General features: G+C 74.1%; 13 protein-coding genes. 6 read left to right on the top strand and 7 right to left on the bottom strand.

Features of this window, described 5'->3' with window-relative positions; translation table 11 throughout:
• The first annotated feature begins 228 nt into the window (after positions 1–228).
• A complete protein-coding gene (locus ABT123_RS17245) occupies positions 229–1,734 on the top strand; it encodes an MFS transporter (protein ID WP_351314651.1) in 1,506 nt (501 codons plus the stop codon).
• A 42-nt stretch (positions 1,735–1,776) separates the two neighbouring features.
• Positions 1,777–2,220 carry a hypothetical protein gene (locus tag ABT123_RS17240; RefSeq protein ID WP_351314648.1) on the top strand — a complete coding sequence of 148 codons (444 nt, stop codon included), beginning with the start codon at positions 1,777–1,779 and terminating at the stop codon, positions 2,218–2,220.
• A gap of 11 nt (positions 2,221–2,231) precedes the next feature.
• Here the strand turns inward: ABT123_RS17240 and ABT123_RS17235 are convergent, their stop codons facing one another.
• From ABT123_RS17235 to ABT123_RS17225, 3 genes are all read right to left on the bottom strand, one after another.
• On the bottom strand, positions 2,232–2,360 hold the full coding sequence (locus tag ABT123_RS17235; RefSeq protein WP_351314645.1) for a DUF6126 family protein: 129 nt from the start codon (positions 2,358–2,360) through the stop codon (positions 2,232–2,234).
• Between the two features lie 15 nt (positions 2,361–2,375).
• On the bottom strand, positions 2,376–3,008 hold the full coding sequence (locus ABT123_RS17230; RefSeq protein WP_351314642.1) for a helix-turn-helix domain-containing protein: 633 nt from the start codon (positions 3,006–3,008) through the stop codon (positions 2,376–2,378).
• A 68-nt stretch (positions 3,009–3,076) separates the two neighbouring features.
• The gene (locus tag ABT123_RS17225) at positions 3,077–4,609 is read right to left on the bottom strand and encodes an ATP-dependent DNA ligase (protein WP_351314639.1); all 1,533 of its coding nucleotides are present in this window, start codon (positions 4,607–4,609) and stop codon (positions 3,077–3,079) included.
• A gap of 171 nt (positions 4,610–4,780) precedes the next feature.
• On the opposite strand from ABT123_RS17225, the gene ABT123_RS17220 reads away from it, so the two are divergent.
• Together ABT123_RS17220 and ABT123_RS17215 are read left to right on the top strand one after the other, a co-directional pair.
• Positions 4,781–7,531 (top strand): alpha/beta fold hydrolase, encoded by a 2,751-nt coding sequence (locus ABT123_RS17220; RefSeq protein ID WP_351314636.1) that lies wholly within the window; start codon positions 4,781–4,783, stop codon positions 7,529–7,531.
• A complete protein-coding gene (locus ABT123_RS17215) occupies positions 7,528–8,460 on the top strand; it encodes an ABC transporter permease (protein ID WP_351314633.1) in 933 nt (310 codons plus the stop codon). Before ABT123_RS17220 ends, ABT123_RS17215 begins: the two co-directional genes overlap by 4 nt.
• A gap of 6 nt (positions 8,461–8,466) precedes the next feature.
• Here the strand turns inward: ABT123_RS17215 and ABT123_RS17210 are convergent, their stop codons facing one another.
• Both ABT123_RS17210 and ABT123_RS17205 read right to left on the bottom strand, forming a co-directional pair.
• Positions 8,467–8,742 (bottom strand): ankyrin repeat domain-containing protein, encoded by a 276-nt coding sequence (locus ABT123_RS17210; RefSeq protein WP_351314630.1) that lies wholly within the window; start codon positions 8,740–8,742, stop codon positions 8,467–8,469.
• A gap of 105 nt (positions 8,743–8,847) precedes the next feature.
• Positions 8,848–9,822, bottom strand: coding sequence for an aldo/keto reductase (locus ABT123_RS17205; protein WP_351314627.1), 975 nt, complete (start codon positions 9,820–9,822; stop codon positions 8,848–8,850).
• A 304-nt stretch (positions 9,823–10,126) separates the two neighbouring features.
• Between ABT123_RS17205 and ABT123_RS17200 the strand changes: the two genes are divergently transcribed.
• Positions 10,127–11,221 (top strand): substrate-binding domain-containing protein, encoded by a 1,095-nt coding sequence (locus ABT123_RS17200; protein WP_351314624.1) that lies wholly within the window; start codon positions 10,127–10,129, stop codon positions 11,219–11,221.
• Between the two features lie 24 nt (positions 11,222–11,245).
• Here ABT123_RS17200 and ABT123_RS17195 read toward each other — a convergent pair whose 3' ends face one another.
• The gene (locus ABT123_RS17195; RefSeq protein WP_351314621.1) at positions 11,246–12,040 is read right to left on the bottom strand and encodes a sugar phosphate isomerase/epimerase family protein; all 795 of its coding nucleotides are present in this window, start codon (positions 12,038–12,040) and stop codon (positions 11,246–11,248) included.
• Between the two features lie 36 nt (positions 12,041–12,076).
• Complete coding sequence (locus tag ABT123_RS17190; protein ID WP_351314618.1) at positions 12,077–12,859, bottom strand: MBL fold metallo-hydrolase; 783 nt, start codon at positions 12,857–12,859, stop codon at positions 12,077–12,079.
• Between the two features lie 253 nt (positions 12,860–13,112).
• On the opposite strand from ABT123_RS17190, the gene ABT123_RS17185 reads away from it, so the two are divergent.
• Positions 13,113–14,444 (top strand): glycoside hydrolase family 18 protein, encoded by a 1,332-nt coding sequence (locus ABT123_RS17185; RefSeq protein ID WP_351314615.1) that lies wholly within the window; start codon positions 13,113–13,115, stop codon positions 14,442–14,444.
• Positions 14,445–14,461: the final 17 nt, after the last annotated feature.

The raw sequence follows: 14,461 nt of genomic DNA, 5'->3' as shown, positions 1-14,461 counted from the left end.
TTGTGCATGCCATGTGCGTGACGTGTGCGCGTCATGGTGAGTCATGTGCCGTCGCCGGTACAAGAGGGCCTCCCCGGTCGCGCCCGCACCGGGGGGCGCGACCGGGGTGCGCGGGGGCGCGCGCGGGGCTGCGGGGGCGCCCGGCCGACGCGTCCGGGGCCGCCGGAGCGGAGCGCTGGGCCGGCGCTCCGGGTGGCCCGGCGGGGCCGGGGCCGCCAGCCTGGAGACATGGCCTCGCCCGATGTCCGGCTCTCCTCCCCGCGCGGGCGGTGGATCCTGTTCACCACCGTCCTCGGCTCGACCATGGCGATGCTCGATTCGACCGTGGTCAATGTGGCCCTCCCCCGGATCGGCCAGGACCTCCACGCGGACCTCGCGGTACTGCAGTGGACGGTCAACGCGTACATGCTCACGCTGGCCGGGCTGATCCTGGTCGGCGGAGCGCTCGGCGACCGGTTCGGCCGGCGCCGGATCTTCGTCCTGGGGGTGGTGTGGTTCGCCGTCGGGTCACTGCTCTGCGGACTGGCCCCGAATGCCGGGGTACTGATCGCGGCCCGGGCGCTCCAGGGCGTCGGGGGTGCGCTGCTCACCCCCGGCTCGCTCGCGCTGATCCAGGCCTCGCTGCATCCGGACGACCGGGGCCGGGCGGTCGGTCTGTGGTCCGGGTGGGGCGGGGTGGGAGCGGCGGTCGGGCCGTTCCTCGGGGGCTGGCTGGTGGACGGGCCGGGCTGGCGGTGGGTGTTCCTGCTCAATGTGCCGCTGGCCGCGGTGTGTGTGCCGGTCGCCCTGCGGCACGTACCGGAGTCGCGGGATCCGTCGGCGCACGGCCGGTTCGACGTGCTGGGCGCGGTGCTCGGCGCGTGCGCCCTCGCCCTGGTGACGTACGCGCTGATCGAGGCGCCGTCCGGGGCGCCCGCGGTGCCGTTCGCGGCGGGCGTGGGCGTGCTGCTCGGTGCGGGCTTCGTGCTGGTGGAACGGCGGCGGGCGGATCCGATGGTGCCGCCCGGGATCTTCGCCTCCCGGCAGTTCACCGCGGTCAACCTGGTGACCCTGTGCGTGTACGCGGCCTTCGGCGGGTTCTTCTTCCTGTCGGTGCTGCAGCTGCAGGTGGTCGCCGGGTACTCGGCGCTGGGCGCCGGGGCCGCCCTGCTGCCGACCACCGCGCTGATGCTGCTGCTGTCGGCCCGGGCGGGCGAGCTCGGGGAGCGGATCGGGCCGCGGATCCCGCTCACCGTGGGGCCGCTGCTGTGTGCGGCCGGGATGCTGCTGTTCCTGCGGGTGGGCCCGGGGGCCTCGTACTGGGCGGACGTACTGCCCGCGATGCTGGTGCTGGGCCTGGGCATGGCGACCCTGGTGGCACCGCTCACCGCGACCGTACTGGCCTCGGTGGACCCGGGGCGGGCGGGGCTGGCCAGCGGGATCAACAATGCTGCCGCGCGGGTGGCCGGCCTGCTCGCGGTGGCCGCGCTGCCGCTGCTGGTCGGCATGGGCCCGGAGTCCTACCTCTCGGCGGACCTGTTCGACGCCTCGTTCGGGCAGTCCATGGTCTGGTGCGCGGGGCTGCTGGTGCTGGGCTCGGTGGTGGCGTGGATCACCGTACGGGCGCCCGCGCCGGGGGCCGCGCATCCGCAGTGCCATGTGCAGTGCCCGGTGACCGCACCGCCGCTGGAGCCGTCGCAGGAGTGCGCGGATCAGCCGGGGAAGCCGGAGCCGCCGCCGCAGGCGGGCCGCTGAGGACGCACGTACGGTGGGAAGGGGCTGTCTGCGGAGGTGGGCATGTCCGACGCGGAGATCGCCGAAGTCCGGGAACTGCTGCGCCGCGCGGTGACCCGCAATGACGCGAGCGCCATGCGGGAGGCGGTCGACCGGCTGTTCGGCGGGGGCCCCGAGGGCCTCTCGGCGGCCACCGAGTACGAGCTGCGCCACCCGGAGTATGTGATGGAGATGCCGCAGTCCGGCGAGCGGATCCGGGGCCGGGAGGCCATGCGGCGGATGCAGGAGGACTATCCGGTGCCGCCGACGATCACCGTGCGCCGGGTGACCGGTGCGGGCCCGGTGTGGGTGCTGGAGACGGTCAACGACTACGGCGGCGAGATCTGGCACGCGGTGGCCGTCTTCGAGCTGGACCAGGAGGGCCGGATCCTGCGGGACACCCGCTACTACGGGCGGCCGTTCCCGCCGGAGAGCTCCCGCGCCTCCCTTGTCGAGCGCATGGACTGAACGTCCGGCCGCTACTGGTTCTGGCCGCCGAGGACGAAGAGCAGGTAGACGAAGAAGGCGAAGAGGTGACCGACGAACAGGTAGGCGATCAGTCGGATCACCAGACCGCGGGGGAACTTCGACTCGATGTCCGAGGGCATGGCAGGCTCCTTTGGTCAGTGGTGGGTGCTGGTGCTGGTGCCGGCGGCGCCGGTGGCGGTGCCGCCGAGGCAGAGGCCGGCGAGGCTGCTCTGCAGCAGGGTGTGGATGAACAAGAGGTCGGCGCCCCCGGCGGAGGCGGCGGCGATCCGGTGCGGGGTGAGGGAGTCGAAGTGGGCGCTGTCGCCGGGCTCCATCAGGTACTCGGTCTCCCCCAGGTGCAGCCGCAGCCGCCCGCCGAGCACGTACAGCCATTCCTCGCCCGGGTGGACGCGGACCAGCTCGCCCTGGCTTCGGCCGCCCGGGACGTGCACGCGCAGGGCCTGCATGCCCCGGCCGGAGCCGCCCGCCTGCCAGTACGTCCAGCCGTCGGCCTCTTGGGCCCCCGGGCCGCCGGCCCGTACGATGGGATCGGGCGGGCCCGCCGTCTCGCCGAGCAGTTCCGAGACGGTCGTACCGTAGGTGCGGGCCAGCCCGAGCAGCAGCGGCAGCGAGGGCTGGCGCTGCCCGGTCTCCAGCCGGGACAGGTGGGCCGGGGAGAGCCGGGCCCGGGCGGCTGCGGCCTCCAGGGTCAGTCCGGTCCGGCGGCGCAGTTCCCGCAGCTGCGGGGCGACGCTGGGCAGCTCGTCGGGCCCGTGGTCGGTGCTCATGCTCCGATTGAGCCAGAGCCTTGCCTGCTTGGCAATTCCTCTTGCCTCTGAGGCAAAATCACCACAGGTCAGTCGGCGCGACCGCCGAGCAGAGTCTGGACCGTGTCCGCTTCGGCGGCCCGCTTGTCCGGACGGTGCCGCACCACCCGGGCGAACCGCAGGGTGATCCCGGCCGGGTAGCGCGGGGAGCGCTGCACCCCGTCGTAGGCGATCTCCACCACCAGCTCGGGCCGCACCCGCACGGTGAACCCGTCGTCCTCGGTGGCCAGTTCGCGCAGCCGGCCGGTCTGCCAGCGCAGCATCTCGTCGGTGAGCCCTTTGAAGGTCTTGCCGAGCATCACATACGTCCCGTCGGCCGCCCGGGCCCCCAGGTGCAGGTTGGACAGCAGCCCGGTGCGCCGCCCGTGCCCCCATTCCGCCGCCAGCACCACCAGGTCGAGGGTGTGCACCGGTTTCACCTTCAGCCACAGCTTGCCGCGCCGCCCCGCCGCGTACACCGAGTCCAGGGACTTCACCATCACCCCCTCGTGGCCGCGCCGCAGGGTCTCGTCCCGGAACTCCTCGGCGGCCGGCCGCTGTGCCACCGGGTCCTCGGCCGCCAGCCGCCGCACCCGGGCCGACGGCGGCACGAGCCGGGCGAGGGCCGCGTACCGCTCGCGCAGCGGCAGGTCGAGCAGGACCCGGTCCGCGGTGGCCAGGACGTCGAAGAAGAACGCGGTGACGGGCAGGGCGGCCTGCGCTGCCGCCACGTCGAGGCGCGAGCCGACCCGGCTCGCGACCTCCTGGAACGGCACCGGCCGGCCTCCCGGCCCGAGCGCGATCACCTCCCCGTCCAGGATGAAACAGGCCTCGGGCAGCAATCGGGCCAGCTCCGCGACCTCCGGCAGCCGTTCGGTGATCTCGTCCAGGGACCGGGTGTAGACGCGGACCGTGTCGCCGTCCCGGTGCACCTGTACCCGGATGCCGTCCAGCTTCTCCTCCACACTGCACGGCCCGAGGGTCTCCATCGCCTCCGCCACCGAGGCGGCGGTGCTCGCGAGCATCGGCTGTACGGGCCGCCCGACCCGGAGCGTGAAGGAGTCCAGAGCCGCCGCGCCCCGGGCGAGCATCGCGCCCGCCACCCTCGGCAGGGAGCCGTCGAGCATCACCGCGCGGCGCAGTGCGGCGGCCGGCACCCCGGCGGCCACCGCCACCGCCTCCAGGGCGACCGCGTCGAGCGCGCCCTGGCGCACCTCCCCGGAGAGCAGGCTGCGCAGGAAGCGCTGTTCGGGCTCGGTGGCCGCGCCGAGCAGCCCGTCGAGGATCCGCCGCCGCTCGGCCTGGGCGCCCGTACCCGCCACATCGGTGAGGGCGGTGACGGCCGCGTCCACCTCGGCCACGGTGAGTACGGGCCGGTCGGCGGGCGCGGTGTCCCGGCTCAGGGCACGCCAGCCGATGCCGGGGCGGCCCTGCGGGAGCCGGCCGGCGAGGTAGGCGATGACCAGGCCGGCCTCCTCGGCGGGGGCAGCGGCGAAGAGCTCCGCGAGGAGGGCGACCTTGCGGGACCGGGCGGAGGTTTCGGCGACCTCCCGGGACACGCGGGCGACCTCGGCCAGCAGCATGCCGCCATCGTCCCGCCGACTCCGGGCGGACGCAGGTCGGGAGGTGGGCGGGAGCTGGGGGCCGTGTACCGCAGGTGCGGTACACGGGCGGCGGAACGTACTCCTTGAGAAGGTGCGGAGTTCCGCCTGCGGTTGCTCGGAGTGAGAGGCGCGCCCCTTTAGGGTTCCTGTATGAAACTCCGATTGCCGCGGCGCCGCCGGCACCGCGCGCTCGCGGGCGCCGCCGCGCTCGCCGTCCTGGCGGGTGCCGGTGCCTGGACCGTCGCCGCCTCCGATGACGCGCCCGCCGTGCGCCGCACGGACCAGGTGCTGGACATGTCCGGCACGGGCATCGACACCTCGTACTTTGTCGCCCCGGGATCCGCCGGCGCGGCGCAGGAGCGGCGGCCGGCCGTGCTGCTCGGCCACGGCTTCGGAGGCTCGAAGGACGACGTGCGGGCGCAGGCGGAACGGCTGGCCCGCGATGGGTACGCCGTGCTGACCTGGTCGGCGCGCGGTTTCGGCGACTCCGGCGGAAAGATCGGCCTGAACGATCCCGCCTTCGAGGTCAAGGACGTGTCCCGGCTGATCGACTGGCTGGCCAAGCGCCCCGAGGTACGGCTGGACGCCGACGGGGACCCCCGGGTGGGCATCGCCGGCGCCTCCTACGGCGGTGCCATCTCGCTGCTCGCCGCCGGCCACGACCACCGGGTGGACGCGATCGCCCCGCAGATCACCTACTGGAGTCTCGCGGACTCCCTCTTCCCCCAAGGGGTGTTCAAGAAGCTGTGGGCCGGGGTGTTCTTCACCACCGGATCGGCCGGCGGGGTACAGCTCGCCGGCCCGCCCTCCGACGGCACCGCCGCACCGCCCGGCGCGGCCCCCGCGGCCCCCGGCTGCGGCCGGTTCCAGCCGGAGCTGTGCGCGATGTACGAGCGGGTGGCGGTGGCGGGGAAGCCCGACGAGGAGGCGCGCCGGCTCCTGGAGGCGCGCAGCCCCTCGGCGGTCGGCGACCGGATCAAGGTGCCCACACTGATCGTGCAGGGCCAGGCCGACTCGCTGTTCCCGCTGGACCAGTCCGACGCCATGGCCCGGGCCATCGCCGCGAACGGAGCTCCGGTCGCCGTCGACTGGGCGGCCGGCGGCCACGACGGCGGTATGCGCGAGAGCGGCCGGATCGAGGCCCGGGTGACGTCCTGGTTCGACCGCCATCTCAAGGGCGACACCTCGGTGGACACCGGTCCGGCCTTCCAGGTCACCCGCACCGGCGGGATCGACACGACCAACGGCGAGATCCAGATCCGGGGGGCGGGCGGCGACCGCTACCCCGGTCTGACGTCCACGCCCCGCCCGGTCGCCCTGGCCGGCCGTGAGCAGAGCTTCGTCAACCCGGCCGGCGGGGCCCCGCCCTCGATGTCCTCACTGCCGGGCATCGGCGCGCAGCTCGGGGCGTTCGGCACCGGTCTCTCCCTCGACTTCCCGGGCCAGTACGCCCGCTTCGACTCCGCGCCCCTGGGCGGCGAACTCCGCATCACCGGCACCCCGACCGTCCGGCTGCGGGTGAAGTCGACGGCGGCCGACGGCTCGGCGGTGCTGTTCGGCAAGGTGTACGACGTGGGGCCCGGCGGGCAGCAGCTGCTGCCCAGTCAGCTGGTGGCCCCGGTCCGGGTGGAGAACGCGCAGAACGGCGCGGAGGTCGAGCTGCGGCTGCCGGCCGTCGACCATGCGGTGGAGGCCGGACACCGGCTGCGCCTGGTGCTGTCCGCCACCGACCTCGGCTTTGCCACGCCGGCGGCCCCGGCCCGCTACTCGGTGGAGGTGCTCGGTCCGCTGTCCGTTCCGGTCGCGAACGGGGTGCGGACCTCGGCCGCCGCGCTGCCCGCCTGGACCTGGGGGCTGCCGGCGGGGGCGGCGGTGCTGGCCGCCGTGCTGCTGACGGTCCGGCGGCGGCCCCGGCCGCGGCCGGGCGGGGCTCCGGCCGCGGGGGTGCGGCCCGGGCCGGACGCGGTGGCCGCGGGGGCCGACGTACCACTGGAGATCACCGGGCTGACGAAGCGGTACAAGAAGTCCAAGGACCGCTACGCGGTGCGGGACCTGTCGTTCCGGGTGGAGCAGGGGCAGGTGCTGGGTCTGCTCGGGCCGAACGGGGCGGGCAAGACCACCACCCTGCGCATGCTGATGGGGCTGATCGCGCCGGATGCCGGGGAGATCCGGGTGTTCGGGCATACGGTCCGCGCCGGGTCGCCGGTGCTGTCGCGGGTCGGCGCGTTCGTGGAGGGCGCGGGGTTCCTGCCGCATCTGTCGGGGCGGGCCAATCTCGAGCTGTACTGGCGGGCGACCGGCCGGCCGGCCGCGGACTCGCACATGGACGAGGCCCTGGAGATCGCCGGGCTGGGCGATGCGCTGGAGCGGGCGGTACGGACGTACTCGCAGGGCATGCGGCAGCGGCTGGCCATCGCCCAGGCCATGCTGGGGCTGCCCGATCTGCTGATCCTGGACGAGCCGACGAACGGTCTGGACCCGCCGCAGATCCGGGAGATGCGGGACGTGATGATCCGGTACGCGGCCGGCGGCCGGACGGTGATCGTATCCAGCCATCTGCTGTCGGAGGTCGAGCAGTCCTGTACGCATCTGGTGGTCATGGACCGCGGGCGGCTGGTGCAGGCGGGTCCGGTGGCCGAGATCACCGGCGGCGGCGACACCCTGCTGGTGACACCGGCGGAACGGGTCGCGGACGTGGTCGTCGAGAAGGTGGCCGCGCTGGAGGGAGTGGGGTCGGTGGCGAGGTCCGAGGACGGGCTCGGGCTGCTGGTACGGCTGGAGGGCGCGAGCGCGAGCGAACTGGTCGCCGAACTCGTCCGGCTGGAAGTGCCGGTGGCCGCGGTGGGCCCGCACCGGAGACTGGAGGACGCGTTCCTCACCCTGATCGGAGGAGCGGCATGAGTACGGTGGAGACACCCCCGACGGCGGGGGCGACGACGGGCGCGGCGACGACGGCCGGGGCGCCCGGGTCGGCAGGGGCCGAGACGGCACCGGGGTACGTGGCGAGCCGGACGCTGCCGCTGCGGGTGGAAGCGCTGCGGCAGTGGCGGCGGCGCCGGACCCTGGTGATGGGCGGGGTGCTGGCCGCCCTCCCCTTCATCCTGCTCATCGCGTTCGCGGTGGGCGGCGGCCCGGAGGACGACCGGAACGGGGGCGGCCGGATCACCCTCATCGACACGGCCACCGCCTCGGCCGCCAACTTCGCCGCGACCAGCCTGTTCGTCTCGGCGGGCTTCCTGCTGGTGGTGCCGGTGGCCCTGTTCTGCGGGGACACGGTGGCCTCCGAGGCGAGCTGGTCCTCGCTGCGCTACCTGCTGGCCTCGCCGGTGCCGCGGGCGCGGCTGCTGTGGAGCAAGCTGGTGGTGGCGCTGGGGTTCAGCCTGGCGGCGATGGTGCTGCTGCCGGTGGTGGCGTTGGGGGTGGGCGCGGTCGCGTACGGCTGGGGTCCGCTCCAACTGCCCACCGGCGGTGCGCTGCCGACCGGGGACATCCTGCCGCGGCTGGCGCTGGTGGTGGCCTTCGTCTTCGTGTCACAGCTGGTGACGGCCGGGCTGGCGTTCTGGCTGTCGACCAGGACGGATGCGCCGCTGGGCGCGGTCGGCGGGGCGGTCGGCCTGACCATCGTGGGCAATGTGCTGGATGCGGTGACCGCGCTGGGCGACTGGCGGGAGTTCCTGCCGGCCCACTGGCAGTTCGCGTGGGCGGATGCGTTGCAGCCGCAGCTGGAGTGGGGCGGCATGGTGAAGGGCACTGCGGTGTCGGTCTCGTACGCGGTGGTGCTGTTCGCGCTCGCGTTCCGGGGGTTCGCGCGCAAGGACATCGTGTCCTAGCGCGAATCAGTCGGAGGCTCCGGCGGCGCGCAGGGCCTCGGCGGTTTCCGGGTGCGGGCCGCGGATCGCCCAGGAGAGGGGGGTGTGGCCGGTGCCGTGGTCCTCGCGGAGGTTGGGGTCGGCGCCGTGCACGGCTGCCGCGTACAGCGGGGTGGTGCCGTCGGGATCGGGCGTCCCGGGCGGTGCGCCGGCCCGCAGCAGGGCTTCGGCCTCGGCGGTCCGGCCGAGCCAGGCCGCGGTGACGAGCCGCCTCGACAGCTTCTTCTGCCGCCTGCGGTTCACGGCACCTCCTGATGCGATGCTGGATGGGGGCGATCGGCCGCCGCGACGCCCCGGAACTCGTCCGGGAGCGCGCGGCGGAGCCGACGATTCGTCACGCGGGATCCGTCAGGCGGCGCCGCGGCCCGGCCCGAAGCCCGCGGCCTCGGCTATCGCGTCGACCGCGGCAAGGAGTTCGGCGTCCAAGGGGCGGTCGGCGACGGCCGCGTTGGCGCGGATCTGCTCGGCGGAGGTGGCTCCGGCGATCACCGAGGCGCAGCCCGGCTGGGCGGAGAGCCAGCCGATGGACAGCTCCAGCACGCTGCGCCCGTACTTCTCGCCGAGGTCGGCCAGGGCCTCGACCACGTCGAGCTTCTGCTCGGTGAGGTAGTCGTCCTCGCCGTGCAGCCGGGAGCCGGCCGGCACGGACGCGCCGCGGCGGATCTTGCCGGTGAGCAGGCCGTTGGCGAGCGGGTAGTACGGCAGCACGCCCACGCCGTAGTGGACGGCGGCCGGTACGAGTTCCCGCTCGGCGGTGCGCTCCAGCAGCGACCACTCGTTCTGCGCCGAGACGAACGGGGCGGCACCAATCTCGCGGGCCAGGTGGGCGGCTTCGGCCAGCTGCCAGCCGCTGAAGTTGGAGTGGCCGATGTAGCGGACCTTGCCCTCGGTGACGAGTTCGGTCAGCGCGGTCAGGGTTTCGGCGAGCGGGGTGGCCGGGTCGGGGCTGTGCAGCTGGTACAGGTCGATGTGGTCGGTGCCCAGGCGGCGCAGGGACGCCTCGACGGAGTGGCGGATGTAGCGCCGGCCGCCGCGGGAGCCGATGGCCGGGCCGTACTCCATGTCGACACCGGCATAGCCGAACTTGGTGGCCAGCACCACCTGGTCGCGGCGGCCCTTGAGGGCCTGGCCGAGGTGGCTCTCGGAGCCGCCGCGGGGGGAACCGTAGATGTCGGCGGTGTCGAGCAGGGTGATGCCGGAGTCGAGGGCCGCGTCGACGACCGCACGGGTGGCGGCGGCGTCGAGGGTCCGGCCGAAGTTGTTGCAGCCGAGACCGACGGCGGACACCTGCAGACCCGAGTGGCCGAGGGGGAGATAGCGCATGGGTGGGTTCCGCTCCTCACGTGTGGATGATCGACACGCTATCCCGTGCCTGTGCGGCGCCTCACCCGTGTTTTCGTCCGCGGGGCGGTCCGCACACCCGGGCGCGCGGCCACCGCCCTCTCGGTGAGGGCGACCGGCAACAGGCGTGACCTCCGCCACAGTTCGCGGTTCATGTCACTACTCGAGGATGACGAGGGTGGGGCGGCCGAGGCCGGGGGTGTCCCGGACCCCTCGACCGCACCGTCAATGACCGCGGTGAACATAATGAGCCGACCGCAGACCGGCAGCCACCCGAGGGGGTCCTTTGAGATCGCGCGTGGATCAGCGCCAGGCACAGGTACTCGCCCTCGTCCAGGTCCGCGGCAGCCTGCGGGTGACCGATCTCGCGGCGGAGCTCGGGGTCTCCCCCGTCACCCTGCGCCGGGACATCGAGGCGATGGCTGCCCGGGGCGAGATCCGGCGGCTGCACGGGGTGATCAGCCGGGTGGAGAGCCGGGTGGAGGGGCGGCCGGCCGCCGCTCCGGCCGGACGGCCCGCCGCGGCCCGGCGGGCCGAGGGCCTGGTGGTGGGCATGGTGGCACCGACGATCGAGTACTACTACGCCGATGTGGTGCGCGGGGCACGGGAGGCGGTCGAGGCGCGCGGCGCCCGGCTGACCGTGGGGCTGACCGGATACCTGCCGGGCGAGGACCGGACCCAGGCGGACCGGCTGCTGTCCACCGGGGCGGACGGGCTGCTGCTCACCCCGAACTGGGAGTCGGGGTCGGCGGCGCCGGGCGAGGGGGCCTGGACCGCGGAACTGCCGGTCCCGACGGTGCTGGTGGAGCGCTCGGCCCCGCCCGGGCACCCGGCCGCGGCCCTGGACCGGGTGACCTCGGACCATGCGCAGGGGGCGGCCCGGGCGGTGCAGCACCTGGCCGGACTGGGGCACCGGCGGATCGCGCTGGCCAGCCGGGAGACCCCGACCACGGCCCGGCTGCGGGCCGGTTACGAGGCGGCAGTGGGCGCACTCGGGCTGGCGCCGGCACCACCCTGGCCGCCGGCCGGAGCGGCCCCGCTGGGCGCGGCGGACCGGTTCGCCCGCACCCTGGCCTATCTGTGCGCGGCCGTCACCGAGGGCGGGGTGACGGCCGCGCTGATCCACAGCGATGCCGACGCGATCATGCTGATCCCGCAGTTGCAGGCGCGGGGCGTGCGGGTGCCGGAGGACCTGGCGGTGGTGGCGTACGACGACGAGGTGGCCGGGCTGGCCGACGTACCGCTGTCGGCGGTGGCCCCGGCCAAGCGCGAAGTGGGGGCGCGGGCGGCGGAACTGCTGCTGGACCGGCTGCTCCACGGGGACCGGAGCCCAGGCCAGCATCTGGAATTGCTGCCCCGATTGACCATCCGGTCGCGCTGATGCCGGACGGAGCCACGCGCTGACCTACTCCGCCTGAGTCTGCCGGGCGAGCTGCGCCAGGTGTTCCCGGCCGCGGGTGAGCTGGCCCGGCAGCTCGGCGGCATCGGGGTACCAGCGCTTCTCGTACTCCCAGCAGAGCCAGCCGTCCGGTGGCACGGCGGCCACCGCCTCGGCGAGCGGCAACACCCCGGCGCCCAGCGCGAGCGGGGTGAGTTCCGTCGCCGAGGCCACGTCCTTGACCTGGACGTATCCCAGGTGACCGGCCAGGGCCTGCCGGGAGTCGTCCGGGGATTCGCCGCCCAGCCAGGTGTGGAGTACGTCCCACAGCGCGCCGGCGGCCGGATGGCCGACCCGGTCCAGCACCCGGCCGGTGGCGGCTCCGGTGCGGTGCGAGTCGTGGGTTTCCAGCAGGATCCGCACGCCGTGGCGTTCGGCGAAGGGGGCCGCGGCGGCGAGCCGCCGCACCGCGTGGGCGTCGGCCTCCGCGCCGGGGAGGTGGCCGCCGCCGGGGAAGACCCGGACGAAGGCGGCGCCGAGGTCGGCGGCGAGGACGATCAGGGAGAGCAGTTCGGCGAGCACCGGGTCGTCATCGCCCGCGGCGGCGACCTTGGCGTACCCGGCGACGGTGAGCACGGTGATGCCGGCCGCGGCGAAGGTCCGGACGGCGGCGGCTCGGTCGGCGGTCGGGGTGCCGGGGTGCATCGGCTCCTCGTGGTGGGCGCGTAGTTCGACGCCGTCGAAGCCGTGCTCGGCGGCGAGGGCGGCGGTCTCCTCGACGGTCCGGCCCGGGACGCCGAGTGTGGAGAAGGCGTACTTCATGATCACTTCCTCGGATGCGGGAACGGCGGGCGGGAATCAGCTGGTGACCGTGCACCTCACCGTGAAGACCCGGCCGGGGGTGGCGTGGGTGACCGGGCCGGGGTAGCGGGTGCTGGCTCGGGAGACGGCCTGGTCCGGGGTGAGGGTGTGGCCGACGTGGGTGACGATCAGCCGGCCGGCACCGGCGGTCGCGGCGGTGTCGCCGGCCTGCTCGGCCGTGTGGTGACCCTCGGGCGTGCCATCGGCCTCGCAGAGCAGGACATCGCAGCCGGCGGCGAGGCCGGTGAGGGCGGGGCAGGGTGCGCAGTCTCCGGAGTAGACGAGGGCTGCGCCGTCGGCTTCGATCCGCAGGGCGAAGGCGGGCAGCCCGTGTTCCACGGCCCGGCTGGTCAGGCGGAGCCGGCCGAGGCTCGCGGTGTGGCCGTCGTACAGCTCGCGGATGGCGAAGGCGGACTCGACCGGGCTGCGGTCCGGGCCGTTGGTGAGGAAGTCCGCGAGCCGGGCGGCGATCCCGGGCGGGCCGAACAGCGGGAGCGGGGCGGCGCGTTCGATGTCGGCGTAGCGCAGGGCGTAGTAGGCGGTGAGGAGGTCGGAGCAGTGGTCGGCGTGCAGGTGGGAGATCCAGATGCCGTCGAGGGTGTCGAGGCGGGCATGCCGTTGCAGGGCGGCGAGGGTGCCGGGACCGGCGTCCACCCAGAGCCGGGTGCCGGCGTGCTCGACGAGGTAGCCGGAACAGGGGTTGTCCGGAGCGGGGTACGGGGTGGCGCTGCCCAGCACGGTGAGGTGGAGGGGGTGCCCCCCGGGAATCGGCGCGCTCATCGGCAGACTCCGTTCGGGACGAGGAGGCAGGACGCGGACACGGGACGCGGACACGGAACATGAGACCACGACGGGCGGGGCGCTGGGCCCGGCGACCCGTCCGAAGTCACCGGTCCGCTCTGGCCAGGCGGTCAGGCGGTGTGGAAGGGGAACCGCCCTCTTGACCCCCGCTGGTCCAGACCAATAGTTTCCGGCGTGGACCTTGCAACGCCCGCACGACGCATACTCCCCGCATCCTCAGCAAAGGAAGCCCATGCGCCGCAGCATGCTCGGCAGGCTGGCCGTCGCCGCCTGTTCCCTCTCCCTGCTGGCCGCCTTCGCGCCCGCCGCCAGTGCCGATGCCGGCGACGCCGAGGGAGCCGGCCACGGCCGCTCCCTCAAGCGCGTCGGCTACTTCACCCAGTGGGGCGTCTACGGACGCGACTTCCAGGTGCAGGACCTCGACACCAGCGGCACCGCCGCGAAGCTCACGCACATCAACTACGCCTTCGGCAACGTCGGTCCGGACGGCAGGTGCTTCACGGGGAACGTGCCGGGTGAGGCCGACGCCTGGGCCGACTACGTCCGGCCGCTGGATGCCGCGAACTCGGTCGACGGGGTCGCCGACGACTGGCAACAGCCGGTCGCCGGCAACTTCAACCAGTTGCGCGAGCTCAAGGCCAAGCACCCGCACCTCAAGGTGCTGATCTCGCTGGGCGGCTGGAGCTGGTCCACCCACTTCTCGGACGCCGCCCTCACCCCCGCCTCCCGCAAGGCCTTCGTCGCATCCTGCATCGACCTCTATCTCAAGGGGAACCTGCCGCAGGACGGCAGCCGCGGCGGCCCCGGCTCGGCGGCCGGCATCTTCGACGGCATCGACCTGGACTGGGAGTGGCCCGGCTCCGAGGGCGATTCCGACACGAAGTTCCGCCCGGAGGACAAGCGCAACTTCACCGCGCTGGTCCGGGAGTTCCGCAGCCAGCTGGACGCGTACGGGCGCACCCAGCAGCGGAAGTACGAGCTGTCGGCCTTCGTGCCGACCGCCCCCGCGAAGATCGACGCGGGCTTCGAGGTCCCCCGGATCATGCGGGACCTCGATTTCGTCACCCTCCAGGGCTACGACTTCCACGTGTCGGGCGAGAAGACCACCGCCCAGCAGTCCGCCCTGTACGCGCGGGGCGACTTCAGCGTGGACGGCACCGTGGACGCCTGGCTGCGGCGCGGGGCTCCCGCGCACAAGCTGGTGATGGGCATGCCGTTCTACGGGCAGGGCTGGACCGGTGTGAGCGGCGGCGGGGACGGCATGGGGCAGCCCGCGACCGGACCGGCCCCGGCCACCTGGGCGGCGGGGTACGAGGACTACAAGGCGCTGAAGAAGCTGGCCGAGGGCGGCTCCTACCAGGTCCACCGGGACCGGCGCGGCGGCCACGCCTGGCTGTTCGACGGCACCACCCTGTGGACATACGACGACCCGCAGGTGCTGCGCACCAAGTCGGCGTACATCCGTGAACACGGCCTGGGCGGGGCGATGTTCTGGTCGCTGGACGCGGACACCGCGGACGGGGAGCTGATGACCGCCGTCGACCGGGGCCTGCGGGGCCGCTGAACCGGCGCCGCCGGGCC

Origin of the sequence: Streptomyces sp. NPDC002054 (assembly GCF_040296685.1) — a bacterium.
GTDB lineage: Bacteria > Actinomycetota > Actinomycetes > Streptomycetales > Streptomycetaceae > Streptomyces.
Note: the sequence above shows the minus strand (reverse complement) of the source record. Positions and strands in the feature narration are given on the sequence as shown.

Excerpts from the sequence above, each read along its gene's own strand:
- ABT123_RS17240 (WP_351314648.1), top strand. The coding sequence starts at position 1,777 with ATGTCCGACGCGGAGATCGCCGAAGTCCGGGAACTGCTGCGCCGCGCG.
- ABT123_RS17190 (WP_351314618.1), bottom strand. The coding sequence starts at position 12,859 with ATGAGCGCGCCGATTCCCGGGGGGCACCCCCTCCACCTCACCGTGCTG.
- ABT123_RS17225 (WP_351314639.1), bottom strand. The coding sequence starts at position 4,609 with ATGCTGCTGGCCGAGGTCGCCCGCGTGTCCCGGGAGGTCGCCGAAACC.
- ABT123_RS17245 (WP_351314651.1), top strand. The coding sequence starts at position 229 with ATGGCCTCGCCCGATGTCCGGCTCTCCTCCCCGCGCGGGCGGTGGATC.
- ABT123_RS17230 (WP_351314642.1), bottom strand. The coding sequence starts at position 3,008 with ATGAGCACCGACCACGGGCCCGACGAGCTGCCCAGCGTCGCCCCGCAG.
- ABT123_RS17220 (WP_351314636.1), top strand. The coding sequence starts at position 4,781 with ATGAAACTCCGATTGCCGCGGCGCCGCCGGCACCGCGCGCTCGCGGGC.
- ABT123_RS17195 (WP_351314621.1), bottom strand. The coding sequence starts at position 12,040 with ATGAAGTACGCCTTCTCCACACTCGGCGTCCCGGGCCGGACCGTCGAG.
- ABT123_RS17235 (WP_351314645.1), bottom strand. The coding sequence starts at position 2,360 with ATGCCCTCGGACATCGAGTCGAAGTTCCCCCGCGGTCTGGTGATCCGA.
- ABT123_RS17185 (WP_351314615.1), top strand. The coding sequence starts at position 13,113 with ATGCGCCGCAGCATGCTCGGCAGGCTGGCCGTCGCCGCCTGTTCCCTC.
- ABT123_RS17215 (WP_351314633.1), top strand. The coding sequence starts at position 7,528 with ATGAGTACGGTGGAGACACCCCCGACGGCGGGGGCGACGACGGGCGCG.
- ABT123_RS17205 (WP_351314627.1), bottom strand. The coding sequence starts at position 9,822 with ATGCGCTATCTCCCCCTCGGCCACTCGGGTCTGCAGGTGTCCGCCGTC.